At 61.6% G+C, this 22,439-nt stretch carries 20 protein-coding genes and 1 pseudogene; 12 read left to right on the top strand and 9 right to left on the bottom strand.

Annotated features, from left to right (window positions below; all coding sequences use genetic code 11):
- Positions 1-156 precede the first annotated feature (156 nt).
- Positions 157-1,072, top strand: a pseudogene (locus ACZ41T_RS10815) (transposase).
- A 367-nt stretch (positions 1,073-1,439) separates the two neighbouring features.
- On the opposite strand, the gene ACZ41T_RS10820 reads toward ACZ41T_RS10815, so the two are convergent.
- The 3 genes from ACZ41T_RS10820 to ACZ41T_RS10830 form a co-directional block, all read right to left on the bottom strand.
- Complete coding sequence (locus ACZ41T_RS10820; protein ID WP_464921402.1) at positions 1,440-1,652, bottom strand: hypothetical protein; 213 nt, start codon at positions 1,650-1,652, stop codon at positions 1,440-1,442.
- 111 nt (positions 1,653-1,763) lie between these two features.
- On the bottom strand, positions 1,764-2,339 hold the full coding sequence (locus ACZ41T_RS10825; protein ID WP_464921403.1) for a hypothetical protein: 576 nt from the start codon (positions 2,337-2,339) through the stop codon (positions 1,764-1,766).
- Positions 2,336-4,708, bottom strand: a complete 2,373-nt coding sequence (locus tag ACZ41T_RS10830) for a penicillin-binding protein 1A (protein WP_464921404.1) — start codon at positions 4,706-4,708, stop codon at positions 2,336-2,338. The genes ACZ41T_RS10825 and ACZ41T_RS10830 overlap by 4 nt, the downstream gene beginning before the upstream one ends.
- Before the next feature lie 190 nt (positions 4,709-4,898).
- On the opposite strand from ACZ41T_RS10830, the gene ACZ41T_RS10835 reads away from it, so the two are divergent.
- From ACZ41T_RS10835 to ACZ41T_RS10860, 6 genes are all read left to right on the top strand, one after another.
- The gene (locus tag ACZ41T_RS10835) at positions 4,899-5,987 is read left to right on the top strand and encodes a pilus assembly protein PilM (protein ID WP_464921405.1); all 1,089 of its coding nucleotides are present in this window, start codon (positions 4,899-4,901) and stop codon (positions 5,985-5,987) included.
- Complete coding sequence (locus ACZ41T_RS10840; RefSeq protein ID WP_464921406.1) at positions 5,984-6,562, top strand: PilN domain-containing protein; 579 nt, start codon at positions 5,984-5,986, stop codon at positions 6,560-6,562. Before ACZ41T_RS10835 ends, ACZ41T_RS10840 begins: the two co-directional genes overlap by 4 nt.
- Positions 6,559-7,179, top strand: a complete 621-nt coding sequence (locus ACZ41T_RS10845; RefSeq protein WP_464921407.1) for a type IV pilus inner membrane component PilO — start codon at positions 6,559-6,561, stop codon at positions 7,177-7,179. Before ACZ41T_RS10840 ends, ACZ41T_RS10845 begins: the two co-directional genes overlap by 4 nt.
- Entirely contained in the window at positions 7,176-7,673 is a 498-nt protein-coding gene (locus tag ACZ41T_RS10850; RefSeq protein ID WP_464921408.1) for a pilus assembly protein PilP, read from the top strand. The genes ACZ41T_RS10845 and ACZ41T_RS10850 overlap by 4 nt, the downstream gene beginning before the upstream one ends.
- A gap of 117 nt (positions 7,674-7,790) precedes the next feature.
- Complete coding sequence (gene pilQ / locus ACZ41T_RS10855; protein WP_464921409.1) at positions 7,791-9,959, top strand: type IV pilus secretin PilQ; 2,169 nt, start codon at positions 7,791-7,793, stop codon at positions 9,957-9,959.
- A 114-nt stretch (positions 9,960-10,073) separates the two neighbouring features.
- Positions 10,074-10,625, top strand: a complete 552-nt coding sequence (locus tag ACZ41T_RS10860) for a shikimate kinase (RefSeq protein ID WP_464921410.1) — start codon at positions 10,074-10,076, stop codon at positions 10,623-10,625.
- A gap of 90 nt (positions 10,626-10,715) precedes the next feature.
- On the opposite strand, the gene ACZ41T_RS10865 is transcribed toward ACZ41T_RS10860, so the two are convergent.
- Positions 10,716-10,913, bottom strand: a complete 198-nt coding sequence (locus ACZ41T_RS10865) for a hypothetical protein (RefSeq protein ID WP_464921411.1) — start codon at positions 10,911-10,913, stop codon at positions 10,716-10,718.
- Between ACZ41T_RS10865 and ACZ41T_RS10870 the strand changes: the two genes are divergently transcribed.
- The 3 genes from ACZ41T_RS10870 to ACZ41T_RS10880 all read left to right on the top strand — a co-directional run bounded on the left by ACZ41T_RS10870 (position 10,906) and on the right by ACZ41T_RS10880 (position 13,651).
- A complete protein-coding gene (locus tag ACZ41T_RS10870; protein WP_464921412.1) occupies positions 10,906-11,352 on the top strand; it encodes a hypothetical protein in 447 nt (148 codons plus the stop codon). The genes ACZ41T_RS10865 and ACZ41T_RS10870 overlap by 8 nt on opposite strands.
- The gene (locus ACZ41T_RS10875; RefSeq protein ID WP_464921300.1) at positions 11,349-12,722 is read left to right on the top strand and encodes an IS1182 family transposase; all 1,374 of its coding nucleotides are present in this window, start codon (positions 11,349-11,351) and stop codon (positions 12,720-12,722) included. The genes ACZ41T_RS10870 and ACZ41T_RS10875 overlap by 4 nt, the downstream gene beginning before the upstream one ends.
- A 362-nt stretch (positions 12,723-13,084) precedes the next feature.
- On the top strand, positions 13,085-13,651 hold the full coding sequence (locus ACZ41T_RS10880; protein WP_464921413.1) for a hypothetical protein: 567 nt from the start codon (positions 13,085-13,087) through the stop codon (positions 13,649-13,651).
- A gap of 41 nt (positions 13,652-13,692) precedes the next feature.
- Here the strand turns inward: ACZ41T_RS10880 and ACZ41T_RS10885 are convergent, their stop codons facing one another.
- Positions 13,693-14,847 (bottom strand): hypothetical protein, encoded by a 1,155-nt coding sequence (locus ACZ41T_RS10885; RefSeq protein WP_464921414.1) that lies wholly within the window; start codon positions 14,845-14,847, stop codon positions 13,693-13,695.
- A gap of 564 nt (positions 14,848-15,411) precedes the next feature.
- On the opposite strand from ACZ41T_RS10885, the gene ACZ41T_RS10890 reads away from it, so the two are divergent.
- Positions 15,412-16,365 carry an acetyltransferase gene (locus ACZ41T_RS10890; protein ID WP_464921415.1) on the top strand — a complete coding sequence of 318 codons (954 nt, stop codon included), beginning with the start codon at positions 15,412-15,414 and terminating at the stop codon, positions 16,363-16,365.
- Positions 16,366-16,387: 22 nt separating this feature from the next.
- A complete protein-coding gene (cysC, locus tag ACZ41T_RS10895; RefSeq protein WP_464921416.1) occupies positions 16,388-18,016 on the top strand; it encodes an adenylyl-sulfate kinase in 1,629 nt (542 codons plus the stop codon).
- A 69-nt stretch (positions 18,017-18,085) separates the two neighbouring features.
- On the opposite strand, the gene ACZ41T_RS10900 is transcribed toward cysC, so the two are convergent.
- Genes ACZ41T_RS10900 through ubiE form a run of 4 tightly spaced genes read right to left on the bottom strand, consistent with a single transcriptional unit; the run spans position 18,086 to position 22,400 of the window.
- Positions 18,086-19,513, bottom strand: a complete 1,428-nt coding sequence (locus tag ACZ41T_RS10900; RefSeq protein ID WP_464921417.1) for a high affinity choline transporter 1 — start codon at positions 19,511-19,513, stop codon at positions 18,086-18,088.
- A gap of 9 nt (positions 19,514-19,522) precedes the next feature.
- The gene (ubiB, locus tag ACZ41T_RS10905) at positions 19,523-21,094 is read right to left on the bottom strand and encodes a ubiquinone biosynthesis regulatory protein kinase UbiB (protein WP_464921418.1); all 1,572 of its coding nucleotides are present in this window, start codon (positions 21,092-21,094) and stop codon (positions 19,523-19,525) included.
- Positions 21,091-21,669 (bottom strand): ubiquinone biosynthesis accessory factor UbiJ, encoded by a 579-nt coding sequence (locus ACZ41T_RS10910; protein WP_464921419.1) that lies wholly within the window; start codon positions 21,667-21,669, stop codon positions 21,091-21,093. The genes ubiB and ACZ41T_RS10910 overlap by 4 nt, the downstream gene beginning before the upstream one ends.
- Positions 21,666-22,400, bottom strand: a complete 735-nt coding sequence (ubiE, locus tag ACZ41T_RS10915; protein WP_464921420.1) for a bifunctional demethylmenaquinone methyltransferase/2-methoxy-6-polyprenyl-1,4-benzoquinol methylase UbiE — start codon at positions 22,398-22,400, stop codon at positions 21,666-21,668. Before ubiE ends, ACZ41T_RS10910 begins: the two co-directional genes overlap by 4 nt.
- Positions 22,401-22,439: the final 39 nt, after the last annotated feature.

Genomic DNA, 22,439 nt, shown 5'->3' on the forward strand with positions numbered 1-22,439 from the left:
CTGCAGCGAGGATGTATGCCGGATTTTGTAATCGGAGCCTCTTGCAAGCCCCCTCCTGCTGGCTTGATTTTTCGCGGCGTGAGGCGAAATTGGAAGGTGCAGGTGGCCATTTCTGGGATGATGCAGCTACCACGCAAACATCATAGCGTCCGCCCAATGGATGCTACTCGACGCGAAATAATCATGCAACGCTGGAATGTGATTCGGCACGATTTGATTTCAATACGCAACGCTAGAGCGGTGATTCATATCCTGGAGCGAGTGCGCATCGAGGAGTTCACGCAAGTGTCGTGGTGTGGAGTTGGGCGCCCTCCACACGAGCGTGCGTGGCCTGCCAATGCTTTTGTCGCCAAGGCTGTATTGGGGCTGACCACAACGGCCGCCTCATTGAACGCTTGACGATAGACCGAGCCCTGCGGCGCATCTACGGCTTTGCGCTATGCAATAAGTTGCCTTCTGAATTCACCTTCTCACGCGCCTTCGACGAGTTCGCCGAGCTTGACCTGGCCGAGCGCGTATATGAAGCGCTCATCAAAGGAACACCTTGGCGATGAACTGATCGGGCATATCAGTCGCGATGGCGCCGCCATTAAAGTAAAGCTCGGGAGCGCCCTGCGAAAAAAGCAGTAGAGACAAAGGCCGACTCAGTTGCGGCGGGAGCGGGAGCGAAGAAGGGCAAGAAAGCCGGCGCAGGCAAAAAGTACGGCAGACCTGGTCGCGGCAAGACTCGCGCCCCGGTCAAGGAATCCCCGACCCAGCGTCAGCGCACGCAAACCCTGGCGCAGATACTCGAAGAAATTCCGACGGCCTGTGAGCGCGGCACCAACCGCTACGACGTGATGGACGCCGCCTATTGCAGCCAGGATTTGCATGAGCACTGTCGCAGCTTGGGCCACGTCCCCTTGATTGAGCACAATCCGCTACAACGAGCGCACCAATGCACGGCTCAGGGCTCAAGGATGAGTTAGGCGGAAATCACCTGAGGGTTCAGGGCGCCGCCAAAGTGAAGAGTCACTTGATGCTGGGGCTTTTGGCGCTATCGGCCGATCAGCTGATGCGATTACGACCATGAAACGGCCAACTCAAAAAAATAGGCTATGTCACTGTTGGCTGTTGACGCTATGTCTTGCTCCCTCCGATGCGATGAAGCCCTACCCTGCGGCATCTCGCAGGCGGCCCCGTGGGAGCGGCTTTAGCCGCGATGCGCCGCCAGGCGCAAAGAGCAAATGCTCGCCAGGGTCTTGCCGCGCCACCTTTGCGGGCTACCGCCCGTATCGCGGCTAAAGCCGCTCCCACGAGGCTGGCCAACACAACAAATAACGGTGAAAGGGTCAAAAAATATCTCCGAATTCCTGTGCATCTGACGATGCTGGCACTTCCTCGCCATGGACTACAGAAAATATGCCTTTAAGCTAAACAACAGTTGAGCTGACACCTTGTCATGACGAAAAATCGCTTCCCGTGAGTGGTGCGGTCGCTTTGCACGTCTCGGCGAGGGGGTTTGCAAGAGGCTCAAGGGTAAAGGTCAGGGCCTTGGGCAGCAGGGGCTGGAGACCGGCCGGAACCATATTGTCGTCGAGGAAGCGCGCACTGCCCCCCGCATAGATGGCGCCGCCGGGTATGAGCGCTTCGATCAGCACCAGCAGCAGCAAATTCAGGGGCACGTAGTGTCGAAAAAATAGGATTACGACCGTTTACCCGTTAATAATATTTTCAAGGCCAATCGGCATTTTCCATGCCGGAACGGGTTGCAAATAAAGGGGTCAAGTCAGGGCCCGCGCCTGCGGCAGGCGTACGCGCCGCGGACTGCCGTCGGCCTGCAGGCGTTTCATGCCACGCAGTTCGGTGGCCGGATAGACGACGATCTCGACCGTTGCACGCGGATCGTCGATGACGAAGCGGGGATAGATCCGCCCCGTGGCGTCCGCTGCGCGATGTTCGGCGGCCTGGTAGGGCGTGGGCAGACGCATCAACAGGAATTCGACCTCCTTTTGCTGGTCGGTGAACAGTTGCAGGGTGATGCCGGTGTGGCGGCCTGCCGTGCCGTTGAGCACCGAGCCGGTCAGGTGGGGGTCGAAATCGGCCAGCTGTTCCATGTACTCAACGGCAACCTGCCGCAACAGCGCCAGTTGCGCGCGCGTCTCGTCCGCCTGGTAGAGCGCCTGGTAGCTGCGCAGGGCTTCTTCGATCTGCTGGTTGTCGGGCAGGCTGCCGCTGTCGGGCGCTCCCAGCTGACGTGCGGCCTTGCGTTTGGCGCTACCGTAATCGAGGCTGCCGTCTTCGGCCAGTATGCGCGCCGCGGCATGCGCAATGCGGCGGCGCATGTCCCGATTCTTCATGGCAAGGTTTCGGGGAGGTGTATGGCGGGTTCGCCGGGTATGCCCGAGCCATCGCCCCAGTTGGTTTCAGGCGCTTCGGGCGGGGGAAATTCCTGATAGAAATGCTCTACCAGGCTGGGTGTCTCAACCCCCAGGGTATTCCCCAGCAAGGTGTCCCACACCGTTTCGGACAGGCGGGCGCCGGTAGCCGGGTCGATTTTTACGCTGATAATGCCGCCGGGCATCGCCCAGCCTTTTTGCGGCGCGCCTTTGAGCGCTGAGCCCATGAAGTTCATCCAGATGGGCAGTGCGGATTGCGAACCCGTCTCGCGCCGCCCGAGCGAGCGCGGCTGGTCGTAGCCCATCCAGGTGATCGTCACCAGGTCGGGGTTGTAGCCGGCGAACCAGGTGTCGAGCGCGTCGTTGGTGGTGCCGGTCTTGCCGGCAAGGTCGCTGCGTCCCAGCTGGCCGGCGCGTGCGGCGGTGCCGTAGCGCACCACGTCCTGCATCATGCTGGTCATCAGCCAGGCATTGCGCGGGTCGATTACGCGCGGCGCGCTGCCGCCGACCTGCTGCGGGCTGGCCTGCATCAGCAGGCGCCCGTCCTTGTCGAATACCTTGTCGATCAGATAGGGATTGATACTGAAGCCGCCATTGGCAAACACGCTGTAGGCCGCCGCCATCTGCAGCGGGGTGACGCTGCCCGCGCCCAGCGCCATGGTGAGATAAGGCGGGTGGCGTGCCGGATCGAAGCCGAAGCGGCGGATGTAGTCGCGGGCGTAATGCGGGCCGATAGCCTGCAAAATGCGTATCGAGACCAGGTTGAGCGACCTGGTCAGCGCCGTGCGCATTCGCACCGGGCCACTGGTGCTGCCGTCATAGTTTTTGGGCTCCCATGCGGCGCTGCCGGTTTCTTCGGCACTCAGCGACAGCGGCGCATTCTCGATAAGGGTGGCCGGCGTGTAGCCCTTTTCCAGCGCGGCGGAATAGATGAACGGCTTGAAGCTCGACCCCGGTTGGCGCCAGGCTTGCGTCACGCGGTTGAACTTGTTGCGGTGGAAGTCAAATCCGCCGACCAGCGCGGTAATGGCGCCGTCCTTGGGGTCCAGGGCGACCAGCGCGGCCTCCACCTCGGGCAGCTGCGCCAGTCGCCATTGCGGCTTGCTACCGACCGCCTGTACCCGCACCACCGCGCCGGGGGCGAGTTGCCGGCCCTTTTTGCCGGCGGCCCAGTTCGCCACCCACTTGAGCGAACTGCCCGAAATGTCGATGACCGTGCCGCCGTGCAACTGCGCGCGGATCAGTTTGGGGGAGGCGCTCAACACCACCGCGGGTTGCATGTCGCTCACCGGGGCGAGGTCTTCCAGTGCACCGGCGATCGCCGCCTCGCGTTGCACCTTGTCGGCGGGCAGGCCGATCTGGTTTTCGGGTCCCCGGTAGCCATGGCGTTGGTCATAATCGGCGATGCCCTCCCACACCGCACGGTTGGCGGCGGTCTGCTGGGTGCGTAGCAGCGTGGTGACGACCTTGTAGCCCGAGCTGTAGATGGATTCGCCGTATTTCTCGAACAGGGCCTGGCGCACCATTTCGGCGGCATAGTCGGCACTGACGTCGGCCTGCCGGCGCGTCTGGCGGATCACCAGTTTCTTTTTGACCGCGGCCTGCCAGGTTGGCGAGTCGATGAACTTGAGCGTGCGCATCCGCCCCAGCACGTATTCCTGGCGTGCCTTGGCGCGCGGGAAATTGACCACCGGGTTGTAGCGCGACGGCGCTTTCGGCAGCCCCGCCAGCATGGCGAACTCGGCCAGCGACAGCTCGCGCATCGACTTGCCGAAATAGGTGCGTGCCGCAGCCTCGAAGCCGTAGGCGCGCTGGCCGAGATAGATCTGGTTGATGTACAGCTCGAGGATCTTGTCCTTCGACAGGTTGTGTTCGATCTTCATTGCCAGCATGGCTTCGGACAATTTGCGGGTGAATGTCTTTTCATTCGACAAGAAGAAATTGCGTGCCACCTGCATGGTGATGGTCGATGCGCCTTCCTTGGCGCCGCCGGACAGCAGATTCGAGCCCGCCGCGCGCAGCACGCCGAGGGTGTCGACGCCGCCGTGGGTATAGAAACGTTCGTCCTCGGCGGCAACGATCGCCTGCTTCATGTAGGCCGGCACCTTGTCGATGGCGATAAAGGCGCGGCGCTCCTCGCCGAATTCGCCGATCAGCGCGCCGTCGGCTGTGTAGATGCGGAGCGGCAGCTTGGGCTGGTAGTCGGTCAGCGCTTCAAGCGGCGGCAGGTTGGGGTAAATCAGTGCGGCCGCCAACCCGGCCAGCGCCGTTCCGACGACGCCAAGGCTGACGATCAGGGCCAGTGTGTAATGCCACCATTTTGAAAACATCCGGTTCCTTGCTATGCGATGTCTAAAGTTTCCGCCGATTATAGGCGTTAGTGGTGTTGGAAATTGGACACAGGTGTTCAACTCTTGGTATGCGGCAAGAAAAAAACTGTTAAAAACCGTGTGTTGTTGCTAGCATCTAAAAAAAATAATAAGTAAAAACGCCAACCTACAGAAGCGTAAAGGAAAACTCTTGCACCTTAATATTAATCTGGACTGGCTGTCCGCCAAGGGTCTGCCCATCATCGGACTCGACATCAGCACGACCGCGGTCAAGCTGGTGGAGCTGTCCGATGTCGGCAAGGGCATGCTGCGAGTGGAACGCTATGTTGTCGAGCCTTTGCCCAAGGATGCAGTGACGGACGGTAATATCGCCAACCTCGACCAGGTGGCCGACACCCTGCGCACCGCCTGGAAAAATATGGGCACGCGGGTCAAGAACGTTGCGATCGCCCTGCCGTCATCGTCCGTCATTACCAAAAAGATCCTGGCGCCGGCCAGCCTGAGCGGCCTCGATCTGGAAAACCAGGTGGAAGCCGAGGCCAATCAGGTCATTCCTTTCTCGCTCGACGAGGTGAATCTCGACTTTCAGGTGCTCGGTGTGTCGCCCGGCAGTCCGGACGACGTGCAGGTTCTGCTCGCCGCCGCGCGCAAGGAAAAAGTCGAAGACCGCGTGGCCGTGGTCGAGGCGGCCGGCCTCAAGGCGCTGATCATGGATGTCGAGTCCTTCGCCACGCAAACCGCGTACGAACAGATTGCCCATCTGCTGCCCGAAAACGGCGCCGGGCAGACAGTCGCGATTATCGATGTGGGGGCGCAGAACATGCACATCAATATCCTCCACGACAATGAATCGGTCTACCTGCGCGAGCACGGCTTCGGTGGCAACCAGCTCAACAATGAGATTTCGCGCCGCTACGGCATGACCGGCGAAGAGGCCGAAAATGCCAAGCGCAAAGGCACCCTGCCCGAAAGCTACGACATGGAAGTGTTACAGCCCTACAGCGAAACCCTGGCGATGGAAATCGGCCGCGCCCTGCAGTTGTTTACCACGTCAACCCAGTATCGCAAGGTCGATCAGATCCTGCTGGCCGGTGGCGGCGCCATGATCCCCGGCATCGATGAGGTGGTCGGGCAGCGCACCGGCACCTCGACCATGGTCGCTAACCCGTTTGCCAACATGGCAGTCGGCTCCAAAATCCGGCCGCAGGCGCTGACCGCCGACGCGCCTTCCCTCTTTGTCGCTTGCGGCCTCGCCATGCGGAGGTTTGACCCCCAATGATCCGCATTAACCTGCTCCCCCATCGCGAACTGGCACGTGCCGCGCGGCGCCGCCAGATCAATCTCCTGCTCGGTATTGCCGTGGCGGCGGGTGTGATCGCCGTCGTCCTCGGACACAGCGTGATCGCCGCGCGCCAGTCGGCGCAGGATGCGCGCAATGCCTTCATCGAACAGGAAATCGCCAAGCTTGACAGCCAGATCGGCGAAATCAAGAAAATCCGCGAACAGACGCAGGCGCTGCTGGAGCGCAAGCAGGTCGTCGAGACCCTTCAATCCAACCGTACCGAAGTCGTTCACCTGTTCGACCAGATGATCCGTTTGCTGCCCGATGGCCTTTATCTCAAGTCCTTCAAGCAGGCGGGCGATGTCGTGACCATCAGCGGCTATACCCAGTCGAGCGCGCGCGTTTCCACCCTGATGCGCAATCTGAATGATTCGCCCTGGTTCGAGTCGGCCAACCTGGTCGAAATCAAGTCGGCCACCGTGAACAATCTGCGTGCCAACGAATTTGTGCTGTCGGTCAAGCAGACCCGCCAGCAGGCGGACGACTCAAAAGACAATGGGGGCAAAGCATGACCCTGGACGACTTCAACAAACTCGATCTGAAAACGCTGGCCGACTGGCCGCTGCCGACCAAGCTGGTGGCGCTTGCGTTGCTCAGCGTGGCCTTGGTGGTGGCTGGCTGGTGGTTCGACTGGCGTGGCGGGATGGAAACGCTGGATGCGGCCAGGCAGAAGGAAACCGAACTGCGCAGCGTGTTCACCACCAAGAAAAACCAGGCCATCAATCTGGAGGCTTACACCAAGCAGCTGGCCGACATCGAGCAGGCCTTCGGCGCGCTGCTGAAGCAATTGCCCAACAAGCAGGAAATGGATGCGCTGATCACCGACGTCAACCAGGCGGGTCTGGGGCGTGGGCTGCAGTTCGACCTGTTCAAGCCCGATGCCGAAACCGTTTCCGAGTTCTATGCCGAAACGCCGATCCGGGTGAAGGTTACCGGCGGTTACCACGACGTAGCGGCCTTCGTCAGCGACGTTTCCAAGCTGTCACGCATCGTCACCTTGCAGAACATCGCCATGGAACCCGCCAAGGACGGTGTGCTGAACATGGATGCCATCGTCAAGACTTACCGTTATCTGGACGACGAAGAAGTGATCGCCCGCAAACAGCAAGCCAAGGAGCAAAAGAAATGAAGCGCCTGGCCATTCTTTTTCTTACGTTGGGCCTGACCGCTTGCGGCGGCGACAGCATGGACGATCTGCAAACCTTTGTCGCCGAGACCGGCAAGGATATGCAGGGAAAAATCGAGCCGCTGCCGCAGGTCAAAGTGTATGAGTCGTTCACCTACAACGCCTTCGACCTGCCCGACCCCTTCAAGCCAAGAAAACTCTCGACCGGCGGCGGAGGCGGCATGCAGCCCGATCTCAACCGCCCGAAGGAGCCGCTTGAGGCCTACTCGCTGGAAACCCTGAAAATGGTGGGCATGCTGTCCAGACAAGGGGTGGTCCACGCGGTGATCAAAACGCCGGACAACGCAATCTACCACGTCAAAAAGGGCAATTATGCCGGGCAGAACTTCGGCCGCATCACACAGATCGGCGATGGTGAAGTGAGCTTGCGTGAAATTGTCCAGGATAGCGCCGGAGATTGGTCCGAGCGCACCAGCACCCTGCTTTTGCAAGAATGACCTTTAGCACTGAATCCCAAAGAGGCTGACATGAACGCATTGCCCAAAACCATTGTTCGTAGCATTGCCCGGAAAATGCCCCACAAGGGGACTCCGATTTTCTACGAGTTGAAGCTCGTGAAAGATCGTATGATCCGTCATCTGTTCGGGATTGCCCTGCTCGCCGGTTTGGCGTTGCCGCTCGCGGTGCGCGCTGCCGATGCGCCGCCCACCGGCAACGCGGTGGAAAGCGTCGAGACCACGACCCTGCCTGGCGGCAAGGTCGTGGTGCGCGTCAACCTGAAGAATGCGCTGACCGCCACCCCGGCCGGCTTCACCGTAGGCAACCCGCCACGCATCGCGCTCGACTTGCCCGACACCGGCAACGCCATGGGGCGCAATACCGTGGAGGCCAATCTCGGTCCGCTGTCGAGCGTGAACGTGGTGCAGGCCGGCACGCGCACGCGTCTGGTGCTGAACCTCAACAAGTCGGTTGAATACGAAGCCCGGATCGATGGCAAGTCGCTGCTCGTCGCGCTGGGCGATGTCGGCGTCGGCGTCGGGGCCGCGCCGGTGAATGTCAGCCCGCGTTTTGCCGAAGCCGCGCCCGGTTCGGCGCGCCACAGCATTCGCGATGTCGATTTCCGGCGCGGCGCCGCGGGCGAGGCACGCATCGTGACCACCCTGTCCGACGCGCAGGCGGGCATCAACATCCGCCAGCAGGCCGGCGGCGTGGTGGTCGACTTCATCGGCACCGAATTGCCCAGAGCCCTGCAGCGCCGTCTGGACGTGGCCGATTTCGGCACCCCGGTGCAGATCGTCGAAACCTATACCCTGGGCGACAACACCCGTATGGTGATCCAGCCCAAAGGCGGCTGGGAGTATTCCGCCTACCAGACCGACAACAGCTTCATCGTCGAAGTCAAGCAGAGCGACGATGCGCAGAAGAAAACCGCTGACGGCAAGACGAAATACACCGGCGAGAAACTTTCGCTCAATTTCCAGAACGTCGAAGTGCGCTCGGTGCTGCAGGTCATCGCAGACTTTACCGGCCTCAACATCATCGCCAGCGACTCCGTGACCGGCAATCTCACCCTGCGCTTGAAAGACGTGCCGTGGGATCAGGCGCTCGACCTCATCATGCAAACCAAGGGCCTGGACAAGCGCCAGAACGGCAACGTCATCTGGGTCGCGCCCAAGGATGAACTGATGGCCAAGGAGAAGCTCGAGTATGAAGCTCGCTCCGCGGTGGCCGATCTGGAGCCCCTGACCACCGAATACATCCAGATGAACTACATGCGGGCGGATGAAGCGCAAACCATGCTGTATGGCTTCGCAGCCGGCGCCTTCCTCGCTTCCGCCGGCAACAACGCGGTGAACTGTTCGGCGCAGGCGCAGGGGCTGAGCGGCGCAGCGGCGGCCCAGGCTTCGCAGCAGGGCAAAGGCGAGAACGATCAGAAAGTCCTGACCAAGCGAGGCCGTGCGACCTATGAGCTGAAAACCAATACGCTGATCATCACCGACACGGCACGCAAGATTCAGGAAGTGCGCGAACTGCTGGCACGGCTGGACGTGCCGGCGCGCCAGGTCATGATCGAGGCGCGGGTGGTGGTGGCGACCGATGGCTGGAGCCGCGATCTGGGTGCGCGCCTGAGTTTTACTGCAGCCAAGAGTGGAAACGCTGGTGGCGACCCTGTTCTGTTCGATAGTACGGGAGAGGGGCAGGCGTTGCCGACCACTGACGGTGCAGGGAACGTGGCTTTGTCCCTGCTGAATCTCGCCAATGGCAATCTTCTGAGCCTGGAGTTGCGCGCATTGGAAGCAGATAACAAGGGCAAGGTGATTTCCAATCCGCGCGTGATGACAAGTAACCAGAAGCCGGCGGTAATTCTCAACGGTATGCAGATTCCGTACGTCACACCCGCGACGGCCAACGAGCCCGCAACGGTGACGTTCAAGGACGCCTTTCTGTGCCTGCTGGTCGATCCGCAGATCCTCAACAACGATTCCGTCATCCTGACGGTCGAGGTGCAGAAAGACGCGGTGCGCTTCATCTCTGGCATTTCCGATCCCGCAATCGATACCAAGCGGATCAAGACCCAGGTGCGCGTCAACAACGGTGAAACGCTGGTGCTGGGCGGCATCTTTGACGGCGACGAAAACTCGACCGTGAACAAGGTGCCGCTGCTGGGCGATGTGCCGCTGTTCGGCAATCTGTTCAAAACCACCACCAAGGAGAACAGCAAGACCGAGCTGATCATCTTCCTCACGCCGCGCATCATCGACGAGCGCCTGTCACTCCGTTGATCGCGGAAAATACAAAAGCGCGGGCGTGTCCCGCGCTTTTTTCGCTCGGATTTTCTTCCCGCACCCTTCCCATGCCCCACTTTCCAACAGGTCACTCTCAATTAGAATGGCGCCATGAGCAAGCAAGACAACCTTTTCCTCGTTGGGCTGATGGGTGCCGGCAAGACCACGGTGGGGCGGCTGCTGGCGAGGCATTACGGCTGCACCTTCTACGACTCCGACCACGAGATCGAGGCGCGCACCGGGGTCAAGATTCCGGTGGTTTTCGAAATCGAGGGCGAGGCGGGGTTTCGCAAGCGCGAGGAGGCGGTGATCGCCGAGCTGACGACCCGGTCCGGAATCGTGCTGGCCACCGGCGGCGGCGCGGTACTGTCGGCGGCCAACCGCGAAAACCTGAAGAAAAATGGCGTGGTGATTTATTTGCGCGGCACACCCGAGCATTTGTATGAACGCACGCGGCACGACCGCAACCGCCCGCTGCTGCAAACCGACAATCCGCTGACCAAACTGCGCGAGCTATACCAGCAGCGCGACCCGCTGTATCGTGAAGTGGCCGACATCGTGGTGGATACCGGGCGCCAGGGCGTGGGGGGGATGACCCGTATCCTCTGCGGCAAGCTGGACTTGCTGAAGAGCGGGTTGCCGCTGTCCGACGCTGCGGATTAGGGCGTGGATGCGCAAAATTACCGTGATTATTTGCGCCACCTGCAGCCGGGCGACCGCGTGCTGCTGGCGCCGGGGGATTATCGCCGGGGCTTACCGCTCCACAATCTGCCCGGACATGTCGGCCAACCGATCGTCATCGAAGCCGCCGACCCGGCTGCGTCGCTGCGCTTCATCGCGCGGCCGGGTGCCAATACGGTCAGCCTGGTCAACGTGCGTCACCTGGTGTTGCGCCATCTGCGGCTCGATGGCGGCAAGCTGCCGGTGGATGCGGTCAAGGCCGATGGCCACAAGCCGCCATGCCGATTTCATCACGCTGGAACATCTCTACATCCACGACCACGCCGCGTCGAAGCAGAATGTGGGCATCTCCACCAAGTGTCCGGCATTCGGCTGGGTGGCCAGAAACAACCGCATCGAACGGGTGGGGACCGGCATGTATTTCGGCGATTCGGATGGCAGCGACCCTTTTGTCGGCGGCATCGTCGAGGGCAACCGGGTCAGCCAGACCCTGGGCCACAGCCTGCAGATCAAGCACCAGAAAACGCGCCCGCTCGAACACGCGGGCCGTCACGACACGGTTATCCGCTACAACGTGTTTTCCAGGCAGAGCGCGTTGCCCGGTCCGCAGGCCCTCCCAAATCCTAGCAGCCTGTCGGACTTGAACCCCCAATTCGTCTTCCAATCCGCGATAATCCCGCTATCGAATCCGAGCCCCTCCATCGCATGAGCCGCTTCCGCCCGATCGACCGCAAGACTGCCTACCTGCTGCCGCCCTCGGTCGAAGACTGGCTTCCCCAAGACCACCTGGCGCGTTTCATCGTCGAAGCCATCGAACAACTCGACCTCACCGAACTGACCCGCGTCTATGCCGGGCGCGGCAGCGCCGCCTACCACCCTGAAGTCCTGCTCAGCCTGCTGGTTTACGGCTACGCCACCGCCACCTTCTCCAGCCGCCGCATCGAACGCGCCACCTACGATTCCGTCGCCTTCCGCTACCTCGCCGCAGGCAGCCACCCCGATCACGACACGCTCGCCAGCTTCCGCCGCCGCTTTCTTGAAGAACTCGCCGGCGTGTTCCTGCAAGTGCTCGAACTGGCGAGCGAGATGAAGCTCCTGAAGCTGGGGACAGTCAGCCTCGACGGCACCAAGGTTCACGCCAACGCCTCCCGCCACAGTGCGCTCTCGCACGGCCACATCGTCAAGCTCGAAACCCAACTCAAGGCCGAAGTACAAGACCTGCTGGCGACAGCCGAAGCCGCTGACCAGGCCGACATCCCGGATGGCGTGAATCTGCCCGCAGAAATCAAACGCCGTGAAGACCGGCTGGCCGTCATGGCCGCCGCCAAAGCCAAGATCGAAGCGCGTGCCCGAGCCCGCTTCGAAGCGGAACAAGCGGCTTATGAAACGAAGCTCGCCCAGCGAGCCGCACGCGCAGCGGAATCAGGCAAGAAGCCCAGCGGCAAGCCGCCCCAGCCGCCGACGCCGGAACCCCGTCCGGAAGACCAGATCAATCTCACCGACGAGGAATCCCGCATCATGAAGATTGCCGGCGGCGGCTTTGAGCAGTGCTACAACGCTCAGGCGGCGGTCGATGCGCCGACGATGCTGGTAGTGGCGGCATCACTCACGAATGCGGGCAACGACAAACAGCAGGTTCAGCCGATGCTGGACAAGCTCGGTGCGCTACCCGCCAGCCTGGGCACAGTCGATGCCCTGCTGGCTGACACGGGCTATTGCAGCGCGAACAACATCACCGCTTGCGAAGAAGCTGGAGTTGAACCTTACATTGCCGTCGCCCGCGAAGATCACCATCCCGGCTGGCGCGAGCGTTTCACCGAGCCGCCGCAGTTGGAAGCGGACGCCACGCCGATGCAAAAGATGGCGCATAAACTCAAGACCAAACTGGGGCGGATGCTGTATGCGCTGAGGAAGCAGAGCGTGGAACCGGTGTTTGGCATCATCAAATCGGTGATGGGGTTCAGGCAGTTCTTGCTGCGTGGTTTGGAGAAGGCGAAGGGCGAGTGGACGCTGGTATGTCTGGCGTGGAATTTGAAACGCATGGCCGTGTTGCGCCAGAAATCCGTCCCAAGCGCCTGAAAAGAGCAGAAACCCGTTCAAATTTGATACCGATGCGGCGATGAACGACTAAAAATGCCTAAATATTGTGCAAATACCGTCCCGGCGGGGAAATTGCTGCCGTGCGGGGCTCCAAGTCCGACAGGCTGCTAGATCATATCGAGGCGACAACTATTCTGACGTTTCTGCGTCGCGGAGGGGGGCGGGTCGCTGTATTTCGAGCAAGTGTTACCCGTCGAGCCGGGGCGTACCTATCGTATCCGGCTGGACGTGCGGACATTGGCGGAATCGGCTGCATTGACGTTGCCCGTGTGCGAAAAAGCGATGCTGTATTCCTTCACCTGTACGTGGAACACTCTTAAATTCCCATCGGACGATGGCCAATGGCAGCGTCACGAAATCCGTATCCAGACACACCGTTTCGGTCCGCCAGGCAGCCCGCTCCAACGCCTGGTCAAGCTCTCGATGTTCATCAGAACAAGACCACCCTGATCGATGTGGACAATGTCGCCCTGCTTGACGACAGCGGGCGCAATCTTGTCCGCAATGGTGATTTTTCAAAAGGCATGCAGCGATGGTTCTTCTCTACCGACAGCCATCTCGCCTGGCACACCAAAAACCTCTTTGTTCATGTCCTGTTTGAACAGGGCTGGTTCGGTTTGGGCGCATTTGTCGTGCTGCTGGCGGCTACCGACTTGACGCTGCTGAGGCGGGCCGGCCATGACGCCATGTCGCTTACCCTCTTTAATTTCGCTGACATCATTCCTTATCGTGGGGCTGGTGGATTCGCTCATAGACGAGCCGCGGCTAGATTTTTTGTTCTTCTGGCTACCGGCAATCGCTTCGCGCAGGGCATCTGGTGTCTGCGGCCCCGCGTAACTCACAGGGCCTTATCTGATTTCTCTCATGTCACGAACACAAAAAAGCCCCTCGCGAGGAGGGGCTTATGAGCGTTAAACGTGTGCAACGAAGCTGCCCACGTTATGCTTGCTTAAGGAGTAACGGTGACGTTAATCGTCTTCGCTGCACCTTTCGAGTCGGTCACTGTTACTGTTGTCGAGCCAGCGGCAACCCCGGTAATGGTTAAAGTGGCCCCGGCAACGGATGCCGTCGCTATTGAGAGGTCATTGCTCGATACGTAGTAAGGCGTAGCGCTTCCGCCAATGGTGACGGTTCTGGTAGACCCAGCTGCAACCGTTACCGCTGTTGAGGTAACGAACAAATCCACGGTAACCGGTTCCGGTACAGTTTCTCCCCCTGCCTTGTTTTCCAGCGTTGCCTCAATCACCCTGCCGGTAGCGTCCCTGATGGCGATGATCGCGGTGCCGGGGCAGAAAGCGTTTTGCGTGGTGGCGGTGAAGCCGCCGCCATTGGTCAGCACTGTGCTGGGGGAAACGGTTGCGACCCCGGTCGAGGTCGATTGCACCGTATAGGGCGGGGTGCCGCCGTAGATGAGATAGTCCACTCTGGCCCCGAAGCTGCAAGTGTTCTCGTAGTAAGCGGTAATGGTGTGGGTCTCGGGCACGACTGACAGAATGCCGACGCCATCGGTGTACTGTGCGATAGTGAAGGTGGTTTGCAGGACGGAGCCGCCAATCTCGTCGGTGACTTTCAGGATGGCATATTGGGTTGGCGCGTTGACATTGGCCTTGAGGCGAACATGCGCGTAGCCGTTTTGATCCGTGGTGGCGGTGATGGTGTCGGCGAAAGTGGTGGCGCTGCTGTTGGTAATGAACTGGTAATCACCCTGCACTACGTCAAACCGGACATTCCGGTTGACCAAGGGGGTGGCCATGTTTTTAAGTTGTACCGTCACCAATGCCGTCAGTCCGCTGCATACTGCGGGGTCGCAACCGACCCCCGGCGCTGCCGGGTCGGGTGTGACGGTGAGGGTATTGCTGATGACCGAGGGTTTCACCGTGATCGTGGACGTGGCCATCTCGCCCTTTGAATCGCGCACATCCAGGTTGACCAAGGTGTCTTCTGCAACGTTGCTGGCGTCGAATACCATGGTTGTGCCGCCAACGCTATTGGGTACGTTGATCACGGCTGAGTTGCTGCTGGTCGCCGTGTAGGGAATGGTGCCGCCGCTAATGTACAGGGTGACGGGGCTGCCGTTGTAGGCCACTGCGTCGGCGGGCGACACGGCCAAGGGGGCAGGTTCGAGAGAAGTGGTATTTTCTCCACAGCCGGAAAGTGCAGCGGCCAGGACCAATGGGAAAATTGATAACCGGGACATCAATAAGCGGCAATTCATTTGTTTAAATCCTTTTAAAAACTTTAAGAAGATGCGGTAGGGCTTTGATACCAATGCAATTTGGTGAGGCTACAATAGTTCCTGAAAATTCACAATAATTTTCAATCATTGCTGGCCCTGTCGTCGGCGACACTTGTGACCAGCCATCATTCTTCTTTATCGTCCGGAAAGGTCAGATTCTTTAACTGGCGGTCGTGGTGAATTGCGCGGTGGCTGTTGAACTGGTTTCTCGTCCCGCCCCCCGATCTGAACAGCCACGTCCGCCGCTACCTGCGCACCTGGCTGCGCCGCGCCCGGCTTTATACTTGTTCGGGCTGGCGAAATCGACAACTATGACCAGCAGTTCCCGACCCATCTGTTCTTGCGGAGCGCTGACCGATTACGCTGCGCGTGCTTGTCATTGTGGCGCTCGCTTTCCTACAATGGCCGCACTTCCGACCGCTTAACGAATTTATGCCCCTCATTGATGTTTTCAACGGCGATGCTGACGGTATTTGCGCGCTGCACCAGTTGCGCCTGGATGCTCCTGCGGATTCCAGGCTGGTCACCGGCCCCAAGCGCGACATCAGCCTGCTGAAACGGGTCGAAGCCCAATCGGGAGACCGCGTTACCGTGCTTGACATCGCACTGTCGAAAAATCGTGACGCGCTGGACAGGCTGCTCGAAGCGGGCGCGCAGGTGCGTTACTTCGATCACCATCAGCCGGGCGACATTCCGGTTCATCCGAATTTCGAACCGCACATCGATACCGATGCCAACGTCTGCACCAGCCTGCTGGTGAACCGGCATTTGCAGGGCAGGCATCTGGCGTGGGCGGTCGTCGCCGCGTTCGGCGACAACCTCGCCGATGCCGCCCGGCAGGCCGCCGTGCCACTGAGCCTGTCGGCCGACCAACTGGCGCAATTACAGTTGCTGGGCGAATGCCTCAATTACAACGGCTACGGCGAAACGCTCGACGACCTGTTTTTCGACCCGGCAGATTTATATCGCCAGCTGCGCCCGTTTGCCGACCCCTTCGCCTTCATCGCCGAGTCGCCGGCCTATCCAACGCTGAAAACAGGCTATCGGGAGGACATGGCGCGTGCCGTTGCCGTGGAACCCATGGAAGCGCGTGCCAGCGGCCGCATCTTCATGCTGCCCGCAGAAAAATGGGCGCGACGGATTTCCGGCGTGTTCGGCAACCGGTTGGCAGTCGAGTCGCCCGCGCAGGCGCATGCCGTGCTCACCGCCAAGCCGGAGGGCGGCTACCTCGTCAGCGTGCGCGCACCGCTGGTTGCCCGGTCGGGCGCGGACGAGCTGTGCAGCCAGTTCGACGGCGGCGGTCGCCGTGGCGCCGCCGGCATCAATCACCTGCCGGAATCCGAGCTTGGCCGGTTTATTGCCTTGTTTTTTAAAACTTTTGAGTGACGCGATTTTGCCCCGATCTGACATGAATCAACTGATCGCACCCTATGGCGGCACCCTCGTCAATCTGATCGACCCTGCCGGGAGCGATGCGCTCAAACGGGAAGCATTGGGCCTGCCTTCGCTCGATCTCGACTGGCGGCAGCAGTGCGAGCTTGAAATGCTGATGAGCGGCGCCTACTCGCCGCTTGCCGGCTTCATGACGCGTACGCAATGCGTGCAGGTCGCAACTGAAATGAAGCTTGATGACGGCACTTTCTGGCCGCTGCCGGTCACGCTCGGCAGCCGTCAAAAGATCGCAGCCGAACTGAAGCCGGGCGACCGGGTGGCGCTGCGCGACGGCGAAGGATTCATGCTCGCGGTACTGACCGTCAGCGACGCGTGGCAGGACGGCGACAGCTGGCATCTGGGCGGCCGTGTCGAGGGCACATCCCTGCCGCCGCATGCGGATTTTGCCAGCCTGCGTGCCACCCCGGCCGAATTGCGCACACTGCTCGTTCGCCGCGGCTGGCGACGCGTCATTGCCTGGCAGGCACATCATCCGATGCACCGTGCGCAGTTCGAGTTCTGCCTGAAAAGTGCGATCGAGAACGAGGCCAACCTGCTGCTGCATCCGCAGGTGGGCGGAGACATCACCGACGCGCCCGGTTATTTTGGCCTGGTGCGCAGCTTCCTCGCCATCCGCGAGCGTTTTCCGGCGGCCACCACCCAGTTGTCGCTGCTGCCGGCGCCGCCGCGCGAAGCCAGCGCCCGCGCACTGCTGCTGCGCGCCATCGTCGCGCGCAATTACGGTTGCGGCCTGCTGATTGCCGGCGGCGAACATCAGGCCGGGGGCAGCTGCCGCCGCGGCGAAGACCTTACCCCACCCCACGCCGACCTGCCCATCGCCGAGTTGGTCGGCAAAATCGGCGTGCAGCTCATTGCCTACCCGCGCATGGTGTATGTGGAGGATCGCGCCGAACATCTGCCGGAATCCGCAGCGCCCACAAACGCACGCCTGCTTACCCTGAGCGGCGAAGAATTCCGGCGCCGCATGCGGGCCGGGCTGAAAATTCCCGACTGGTACAGCTTCCCCGAAGTGCTGAGTGAACTGCACCGGCAGAGTCCGCCGCGCGAACGCCAGGGCTTCACCGTATTTTTTACCGGCCTGTCAGGTTCGGGCAAGTCCACCCTGGCGCGCGCGCTGACCGCACGGCTGATGGAAATGGGCGGACGCTGCGTGAGCTTGCTCGATGGCGACATCGTGCGGCGCCACCTGTCATCCGAACTCGGGTTTTCCAAGGCGCACCGCGACATCAACGTGCGGCGCATCGGTTTTGTCGCCGCTGAAATCACGAAAAACCGTGGCATAGCCATCTGCGCGCCGATTGCGCCGTACCGCCTGACCCGTCGTGACGTGCGCGCCATGATCGAAGCAGTGGGTGGGTTTATAGAAATCCACGTCGCCACCCCCATCGAAACCTGCGAGTCGCGCGACCGCAAAGGCCTCTACGCCAAGGCACGCGCTGGGTTGATTCCCGAATTCACCGGTGTTTCGGATCCTTACGAAGTGCCGGAAAATCCGGAGCTGGCGATCGACACCACCCATCTTGGCATCGACGAAGCGGTGCAGCAGATTCTGCTGAAGCTGGAGCACGAGGGTTATCTGCGCTGATCCGGCAGCAGGCGCACAAAGAAAAACAGCGGCTGCGAGCCGCCGTTTTCGCACAGGAGGCCGCGGCGATCAGGCGCGATGCAGGGGGCTTGCCAGCGACCCCGCGATCATGCCGAGCGTACTGGCGATGAGGCCGGTGAACTGCGGCGGCAACGCGGCATCCGGGGCGATAAATTCCATCGCGATCCAGCAGCCGAACCCCAGCACGATGGAAAGCCCCGCCCCCAGGTTGGTGGCACGCTTCCAGTACAGCCCCGCCACCAGCGGGACGAAGGCGCAGGCCAGCGTGACCTTGTAGGCATTGGCGACCATCTGGTGGATGCTGGTTTCGGTTTGCAGCGACCACAGCGAATAGAACACCACCATCACGGCGAAGGCGACGACGACGCTGCGGGTGACCCACAGCAGCCTTTTCTGGCTCATGCGGTGATGCGGCATGAATTCCTTGATGATGTTTTCCGAGATGGTGACCGACGGCGCCAGCAGGGTGCCGGAGGCGGTCGACATGATGACCGACAGCAGCGCACCGTAAAAAACGATCTGCGCGTAGAGCGGCAGATGGGTCTTGACGAAAGTGGGTAGCACCAGCTGGGCGTCGTCGGCCAGCACGGCTGCGGTCATGGCGGGGTCGACCAGGGTGGCGGAATAGGTGAGGTAGATCGGTACCGCGGCGAAAACGAAGTACAGCGCGCCGCCGATAACGGTGCCCCATACCGCGATGCGTTCGGACCTGCCGGCATTGGCGCGCTGGAACACGTCCTGCTGCGGGATCGAGCCCAGTCCCATGGTCAACAGGCCGGCGATGAAGGTGACCACTGCCGCCCATTCCAGCGGCGGCCAGAATTCGAACTTGCCGATCGCGGCAGCGTGCTCGACCACCGGCATGATGCCGTTGACCTCGGGCATGTCGCTCACCAGCTTTGAAATCCACAACAGGCCGGTGACGATGACGGTCATCTGCACCAGGGTGGTCAGCGCCACCGACCACATGCCGCCGAACAGGGTGTAGAGCATCACCACCGCCGCGCCGATGAGGATGCCCTGCGGCTGGGTGATGAGGCCGTCCGAGAGCACGTTGAACACCAGTCCCAGCGCCACCACCTGCGCCGACACCCAGCCCAGGTAGGACAGCGCGATCGCAACCGAGATCACCACCTCGACCGCACGGTTGTAGCGCTGGCGGAAGAAGTCGCCCAGGGTGATGAGCTTCATCCGGTACAGCGGGCGGGCGAAAAACAGGCCGAACAGGATCAGCGCGAGCGAGGCGCCGAAGGGATCGGAAATCGTGCCGCCGAGGTTCTCGTCGAGGAAGGTGGCGGGGATGCCGAGCGCGGTTTCGGCGCCGAACCAGGTAGCAAACACCATGGCGATGACGACGACCATTGGCAGCGAGCGGCCGGCGGTGATGTAGTCGGCTGCGCTATGGACTTTGGTGGCGGCATACAGGCCGATGCCGATGGATAGCACCAGATACAGCACGACGAAGCCGATCAGCATGGCGAGTCCTTATCGCAGGTTGAAATAGAGGGTGGCGGCCGCCAGTATGGCGAGCAGGCCGGCGATGACGCCGAGCCAGCGGTTGCGGGTGTGCTGCTGATGCAGCATGAGGGTGAGGCCGGCTTCCACCTGGGCCAGCCGGTTTTCGTTCAAGGCCTGATGTGCCAGGCGCGGCAGTTGCGGCAGCAGGGCGGCCCATTTTGGCGCTTCGGTCTGCAGGTTCTTCACCAGCGCGCGCCAGCCGAGCTGTTCGTTCATCCAGCGTTCCAGAAACGGCTTGGCGGTTTTCCACAGGTCGAGTTCGGGGTCGAGCTGGCGGCCGAGGCCTTCGATGTTGAGCAGGGTTTTCTGCAGCAGCACCAGCTGCGGCTGGATTTCGACGTTGAAGCGGCGCGACGTCTGGAACAGCTGCAGCAGCACGCGACCGAAGGAAATGTCCTTTAGCGGGCGGTCGAACACCGGTTCGCACACCGCACGCACCGCGGCTTCGAGCTCGTCGATGCGGGTGTCGGCCGGTACCCAGCCGGATTCCAGATGCGCCAGCGCCACCCCCTTGTAGTCGCGGCGGAAGAAGGCGAGGAAGTTGCGCGCGAGATATTGCTTGTCGACCTCGGTGAGCGTGCCCATGATGCCGAAGTCGAGCGCGATGTATTGGTCGTTAAGCGGTTTGGGCTCAGCGTCCGCCTCCCCGTGGAGCGGGCGGCTTCCCGGACGCACCAGGATGTTGCCGGGGTGCATGTCGGCGTGGAAAAAACCGTCGCGGAACACCTGGGTGAAGAAGATTTCCACTCCGGTGGCGGCGAGCTTCGGGATGTCGACGCCGGCTTCGCGCAGGCGCTCGATCTGGCTCACCGGGATACCTTGCATGCGGTCCATCACCATCACGTCGTGACCGCAATAATCCCAGTACACCCCGGGCACCAGGAGCAGCGGTGAATCCTTGAAGTTGCGCCGCAGCTGCGAGCAGTTGGCGGCTTCGCGCATCAGGTCGAGCTCGTCCCCCAGATGTTTTTCGAATTCCGCCACCACCTCGCGCGGGCGCAGCCGCCTGCCGTCGGCAAACAGTTTTTCGACCAGGCCTGCTGCGGCATAGAGCAGCGACACGTCGTGCGCGATCACCGGCGCGATGCCGGGGCGCAGCACCTTCACCGCGACGGCGGTGCCGTCGTGCAGCCGGGCGAAATGCACCTGTGCCACCGAGGCTGAAGCGACCGGGGTGGGATCGAATTCGGCGAACACTTCGGCCAGCGGTTTCCTGTACAGCTTCTCCAGTGTGGCGACGGCCTCGACGGACGGGAAGGGCGGCACCCGGTCCTGCAGCAGAGCGAGTTCGTCGGCGATGTCGAGCGGCACCAGGTCGCGCCGGGTCGACAGCATCTGCCCGAATTTGACGAAAATCGGACCCAGCGCCTCCAGTGCGCGACGCAGACGCATTCCGCGCGGTTCGGCAAGGGGGCGCCAGAACAGCGTGGCGCGCACCAGCCAGCGTAGCGGCCGCACCCGTTCGTGGCCGAGAAAGAACTCTTCCAGACCGAAGCGAAAACCGACGGTGAGGATGCGGGCAAGGCGCAGCAGTTTCATGCGTGGCCGGCTTCCAGCAAGCGCAGGCGGGCTTGCAGCCGCGCCACATCATCGGTCAGCACGTCGATGGCGCGGTTAAAGCGCGTGACGTCGATTGCGCGCGCCATCAGCTCGGCTTCCTCGACCACGTATTCGCCGGCGTTGTGGCCCAGCGCGGAGAACGCATGGGCGAGACCGGCCAGAGCATCGCGCCCGAACACGTGCAGGCGATGCGCGGCGATATCGCCGACGAGCGGCGCGAGGTCGGCTTCGACGTCCCAGTCCAGCTGCCTGAACACGCGGTCGAGCGTGGCGAGCAGTGCCGGGTCGCCGCTGTAGTCGGCGTCGCGCAGCGCGTCGCGGCCGAAGAACGGCAGGCGGGTGACGAGCGCAGGAGTGGGGCGGATGACGGCGTCGGGGGCGTCGACCCCCACTTCGGAAAAGTAGCCGTCGTCGGCGATGCGGAAGTCGTATTGCGCGAGCGCCAGGTCAAAGCGCACGCTGCGCCCGGCATGGCGCAGCAACGCCTCGGCCGCGCCGGGCGACTGCTGCAGCAGGTGATTCAGGCTGCGCTCGATCAGGGTTTCAACGATCAAACCTTGAAGCCCTTGTGCAGGGCCACCACGCCGGCCGTCAGGTTGTGGTAGCTGACCCTGGCGAAGCCTGCCGTTTCCATCATGGCTTTCAGCTCCTCCTGGCCGGGATGCATACGGATCGACTCGGCCAGATACTGGTAGCTGTCGGCGTCGTTGGCGACCAGTTTGCCCATCAGCGGCAGCAGCTTGAAGGAATACAGATCGTAGGCCGGTTCCAGCGGCTTCCACACACGGGAGAACTCCAGCACCAGCAACCGCCCGCCGGGTTTGAGCACGCGGTTCATCTCGGCCAGCGCCTGGTCTTTGTGCGTCATGTTCCGCAGACCGAAGGCCACCGACACGCAATCGAAATAATTGTCGGGAAACGGCAGCCGCTCGCCGTCGCACTGCACAGTGGGCGGGGTCCTGCCCTCATTCAGCATGCGATCGCGGCCTTCGCGCAGCATGGAGAAATTGATGTCGGTGAGCAGCACGGTGCCGGTTTCGCCGACTTCCTTCAGGAACAGCCGGGTGAGGTCGGCGGTGCCGCCGGCGACGTCGAGGACCTTCATGCCTGGCCGCAGACCCGCCTGCGCCACCGTAAAACGCTTCCACAACCGGTGCAGGCCGGCCGACATGAGGTCGTTCATGATGTCGTACTGTGCGGCGACGGAATGGAAGACCTCGGCCACCTTGGCGGCTTTTTCGGACTCGGCGACCTGCTTGTAGCCGAAATGGGTGGTTTTATCCATGGCAGTCTGGGTAAACGAATAAGCCGGGAATTCTACCAG

It is taken from the genome of Thiobacillus thiophilus, from assembly GCF_055378705.1.

Excerpts from the sequence above, each read along its gene's own strand:
- ACZ41T_RS10825 (WP_464921403.1), bottom strand. The coding sequence starts at position 2,339 with ATGAAGAATCGGGACATGCGCCGCCGCATTGCGCATGCCGCGGCGCGC.
- ACZ41T_RS10830 (WP_464921404.1), bottom strand. The coding sequence starts at position 4,708 with ATGTTTTCAAAATGGTGGCATTACACACTGGCCCTGATCGTCAGCCTT.
- ACZ41T_RS10840 (WP_464921406.1), top strand. The coding sequence starts at position 5,984 with ATGATCCGCATTAACCTGCTCCCCCATCGCGAACTGGCACGTGCCGCG.
- ACZ41T_RS10845 (WP_464921407.1), top strand. The coding sequence starts at position 6,559 with ATGACCCTGGACGACTTCAACAAACTCGATCTGAAAACGCTGGCCGAC.
- ACZ41T_RS10850 (WP_464921408.1), top strand. The coding sequence starts at position 7,176 with ATGAAGCGCCTGGCCATTCTTTTTCTTACGTTGGGCCTGACCGCTTGC.
- ACZ41T_RS10860 (WP_464921410.1), top strand. The coding sequence starts at position 10,074 with ATGAGCAAGCAAGACAACCTTTTCCTCGTTGGGCTGATGGGTGCCGGC.
- ACZ41T_RS10870 (WP_464921412.1), top strand. The coding sequence starts at position 10,906 with ATGGCCACAAGCCGCCATGCCGATTTCATCACGCTGGAACATCTCTAC.
- ACZ41T_RS10875 (WP_464921300.1), top strand. The coding sequence starts at position 11,349 with ATGAGCCGCTTCCGCCCGATCGACCGCAAGACTGCCTACCTGCTGCCG.
- ACZ41T_RS10880 (WP_464921413.1), top strand. The coding sequence starts at position 13,085 with ATGGCAGCGTCACGAAATCCGTATCCAGACACACCGTTTCGGTCCGCC.
- ACZ41T_RS10890 (WP_464921415.1), top strand. The coding sequence starts at position 15,412 with ATGCCCCTCATTGATGTTTTCAACGGCGATGCTGACGGTATTTGCGCG.
- cysC (WP_464921416.1), top strand. The coding sequence starts at position 16,388 with ATGAATCAACTGATCGCACCCTATGGCGGCACCCTCGTCAATCTGATC.
- ACZ41T_RS10900 (WP_464921417.1), bottom strand. The coding sequence starts at position 19,513 with ATGCTGATCGGCTTCGTCGTGCTGTATCTGGTGCTATCCATCGGCATC.
- ubiB (WP_464921418.1), bottom strand. The coding sequence starts at position 21,094 with ATGAAACTGCTGCGCCTTGCCCGCATCCTCACCGTCGGTTTTCGCTTC.
- ubiE (WP_464921420.1), bottom strand. The coding sequence starts at position 22,400 with ATGGATAAAACCACCCATTTCGGCTACAAGCAGGTCGCCGAGTCCGAA.